The organism is Oceanivirga salmonicida (assembly GCF_001517915.1).
Classification (GTDB): Bacteria; Fusobacteriota; Fusobacteriia; order Fusobacteriales; family Leptotrichiaceae; genus Oceanivirga; species Oceanivirga salmonicida.
In genome coordinates this window covers 1-4,440 of record NZ_LOQI01000096.1, presented here as the reverse complement: position 1 = coordinate 4,440, position 4,440 = coordinate 1, and the positions used below count along the sequence as shown (strand labels likewise).

Sequence of the window (4,440 nt, the reverse complement as noted above, 5' to 3'; positions counted from 1 at the left end):
TTTCTTAATATTAAACCTATTTTATTTCTTCCACTAGGTAATATTACCATTCTAAAATCTTTTTCTTTTTTTTCTTTATAAATTCCTATATTCATTGACATTTTTATTTCTCCTTTATTTTAATATTGTTATTTTTACTTTTATTCCCATTTTTTTTGCTTCTTTAATTACTCTTTCAAAATTGTTTAATTGTGAAGCATTTAATTTTTGATTATTTATTGCTATTTCTAAAACACGTTCTTTAATATTTTCATTTTCTAATCTAATACCTTTTAATTCATAATTATCAAAATCTCTCATATCTCTTAAAGCCTTTTTCAAACTATTATATATTCCATTACCTGATTGATTTGTTTTAGCATCTAAATGAACACTTTTTATACTTACTGCTACTCCAGTTTTATGGTCAAATTTATCATAAGTTTTAAAATTCTTTCCTAAATCATTTCCTAAAAATGTATCAATTTCAAATCCTCTTGTTGTTGTTCCATCTGTTCTTAATGTTGTTTTAACTTCTCTAAAATTTGCCCCTATATTTTTTAATTGTTTTGTTAGATTTCCAGATTTTATTCCAGTTGCTATATCACCAATTTTATCTTTGGCATTCTTTACTGTATCTTTTATTGAGTCCTTTGCCCCTGCCAACATTTTCTTTAATTCTTTTGGTGATTTTATTTTTCTACCTATTTCTACTATTTTACCATCTTTTATTAAAACTGAATATACATCTTTTCCAATTTGAGTTAATCCTACAACTGTTGCTGTTGTTTTAAATCCATTGTATATATTATCTCCTAAAATATTTTTTAAAGCTGTATCACATTCTCCATATATAGTTCCACAAGTCCATTTTTTATTTAATTCATCTAATCCATCTATTACGGAAACTGTTAATACTACTCCCTGTCCAATTGTAGCTTTTGCACCTTGAAATACAACTTTACCTATGATTTTAGCACTTACATATACATCAGTAACTATAAATCCTACTGGTAAATTTTCTCTAATTGCTCTACATGTTGCATAAAATGCATCTGTAATAATATTATCACTAACAATTTTAGCATCCTTTGGCAATGTTGAAATATCATCTTTTTCTAAATCTAATATTTCTCCATTTCCTTCTATAATATACTCTGCCCCTATATTACCTAATGTTGCACCTAAAAGTTTCTTCTCTCCTGTTTTAGGGTCTACTACATATCTTCCATCTGTTATTATTGTATATTCTTTCATAAGACCCTTTTTAAAATCTAACTCACTTAAATTACCAAATGTATATACATTTCCCTTATTATCTGTTGCTATTGTTATCTTTTCACCATTATCCCATACTTCTCTAATTCTTTTTTGTATTTCAGGTGGAAATTTATGTATATTTTCTAGTGTTGGTTCATCTAATATAAATAATTTCTTAAATTTAAAATCAGTTACTAATTTTTGTCTTTCATCTTTAGTTACTGCTTTTGCTTTATTTAAATATTTTGTATATTTTGAGTGTTTTGTTTTTAAATGAGTTTCTCCTAATTTAAGTATAGATTCTCTCTCATTTTCTCCTATAGTATTTTTTTCATCAGGTTTTGCACCTATATTTTTTATTGCATCTTTTATACCTTTTCCTGTTGATTCTAACTCTTCTTTAGCTAACCAAATTTTTTCTCTGAATTTTTTTATATTTCTTAAAGCATTTATAGTTGCCATACTTATATCAGTATCAAATTCAAAATCATTTATTTTAGCTTTTACTCTCGCTCCCGATGTTCCACCTCTTAAAAATATTTGATAATCATAATTTTTTTCTTTTAATTTTTTTGTTGTTAAATTTTCTACTTTTATATTATTTAAATTAATATCGTTTGTATGTACTTTCTCCTTTCTTGTAGTTATTAATTCAAATTCTCCATTTGCTCCTGGTGTTCCAGCGAGTGGTATTAATACATCTCCTCCAAGTCCTACTTTGATTCTTGTTATTTCATCTTTTACATCTTCTAATACTAAATTTTTAACAGTTCCACTTAATGTTGATTTATTAGATTTTACACCTTTTAATTTTATATCTTTTACATTATTAAATGTTTCAGATACATTTGTTAATTCATTTAATTTATTAAATTTTTCTTTTTGAACATCATATGAACCTTTAATTGATAAATCTATACCAATTTCTTTTAAAGAGGCATTTTTTAAATCAAATCCTGATGATAATCCTAGGCTCTCTGAATGATGTATAATTTGTTTCTTATTATTTGCAACCTCAACATCTTTTATTACCTTTCCAACATTATTATATTCTATTTTTGTATCTTTTATTACTGTTGAAATATACTTCACTTCTTTATTATTATTAAATATTAATTTATCACCTGTCAATGTTCCACTTTTAATTTCTTCCTCACTATTAATTTCAACAGTAGTACTTTGTTTTTGAGAAACATCTCCATTTATTGATATATAACCAGATAAATTTTTTTCAACATTCTCTTCTTTTAAATCAGATTTTGTTGCATCTCTATATTCTCCATTTTTATCTTTTGCTTTTAAATTTCCTGCCAAACTATTTATAGAACCAACAAACCCATTTGCTATATCTGATGCTCCCTTAAGTGATTTATTTTTTCTAAAAAGATTTACTACTCCTCTTCCTATTTTTATTGTATTATTTAAAATTGGTGAGTTTATATTTATATTTATTCCTAAATTTCCTCCTTTAGTAGTAATTATACTATCTTTTTTATCTTTATTTACATTAAACAATACATCTTTAGCTTTTATTTCTAATTTTCCATATTTTAAATTAGTTGACGTAAATTTAGCTACTTTTTCAATCTTGCTATTTCCTAATAACGATATATTAGAATTTTCATGTATAATTTCATTTAAATGTGTTTCTTTTTCAGTTATATCTAAACCTAAGCTTACATTACTTCCTTCTAAACTTATATTTCCTGTTGCTTTAATTCCTATTTTAAATAAATTTTCATTTATTTTATTATTTAATTTAGTTGTATTTGATTCTATTTCATTTATATCTGCATTATTTAATACTACATCTGATGATAATACTTTTATCTTATTTATCTTTGCACTATTAGTTACTTTAAGACCTGCTCTTGCATTTGATTCATACTCATTATCTTTTCTATTAGATTTTAAACTAAGAAAAGTTAAACTTCCACCCGCAGATAAATCTTCTGTTTCACTACTATTACTAACTTTATTAGTAATATCATTATCGTATCTCATTAATTTTTTCTTACCTTTATCATTAGTTCCTATAGCAGTATAATGTCCTTGTATATCATCTATTAATTTAAAACCTAAAGTTGTAGAATTTTCTTTTGATTTTAATACTTTTGCTTCTACATTTAACTTCCCACTTACTATTAAATCTTTTGATTGTAATTTTGATGATATTAAACTAAGATTTTCAAATTCTGATATTCCTTTTACTTGTATATTTGAACCTTTAGCTTTTTCTATATCAACATTAGCTTTTTTAATATATATAAATCCTATTTCTTTTAGTTTAATTTTATTTTCTAATACATCAGTTGTAACTAATACATTTCCTTTTGTTTTTAAATTATTAACTGTTATATTAGAATCTTTAATTATAGTTTTACTAGCATCTAAAAATAAATTTTTAGCTCTAACATTACTTGCCTTGCTTTCTTCTAGTTTTCCATTTTCAGTTTTATAACGGAATAAACCTCTTTCATTTATAGTTTTTTCTGTTTTTATTTTATCATTTTCTATTGATATGTTTTTAGATTTTAATAATATATTTTCAAATGCTAATATATCTGTTGCTTTTAATTTTATATCTTCTGCATTTAGTAATATATTTTTACCTATTAATTTACTCTTATAATAATCTTCACCTAATATTTTTTTGTTTTCTACACTATTACCTATAAATCTTTCTTTTATTTTTTCTTCTGTAATTAAATTTATTGTTTTATCTCCTGTTGTTTCTAATTTCTTAGTCTTAATATTTAATTGATTATCTGCTATTAATCCACCATTTTTTAATCTTATATTATCACTTTCTACTGATATATTAGTATGATGCAAACCAAAATTATCTATATTTAACTTATTTGTTTTTAAATATAGATTTGATAATTTACCTTTTACTATTTTAGACTGTCCATGTCCTTCAAAGTTTGTTTCTTTTGTTTCTAATACAATATCTTTTCCTATTAATTCCGAATTAGGAAGGTATAAGTCTACTTCTTTTGTTTTTTTTTTATCTGATAACTTTCTTTCATATAGTGCCCAGTTATTTACATTATATAGTTTATTAAACCAATAAGTTGCTTTTTCTCTATATTTTAATTTTTCTATGGCGTCTTGAAAAATGAATTCTTCTTTTTTTACACTTGATATATTATTAAATACTTTCGTTTTAATTACATTAGAATTTTCTGCATTTATTAT

At 23.7% G+C, this 4,440-nt stretch carries 1 protein-coding gene; it reads right to left on the bottom strand.

What is annotated here, in order from left to right; all coding sequences use genetic code 11:
* Window positions 1–114: 114 nt before the first annotated feature.
* Window positions 115–4,440 (bottom strand): endonuclease toxin domain-containing protein (locus AWT72_RS09760; protein WP_197407639.1); only part of this gene is annotated, 4,326 nt, incomplete at its 5' end.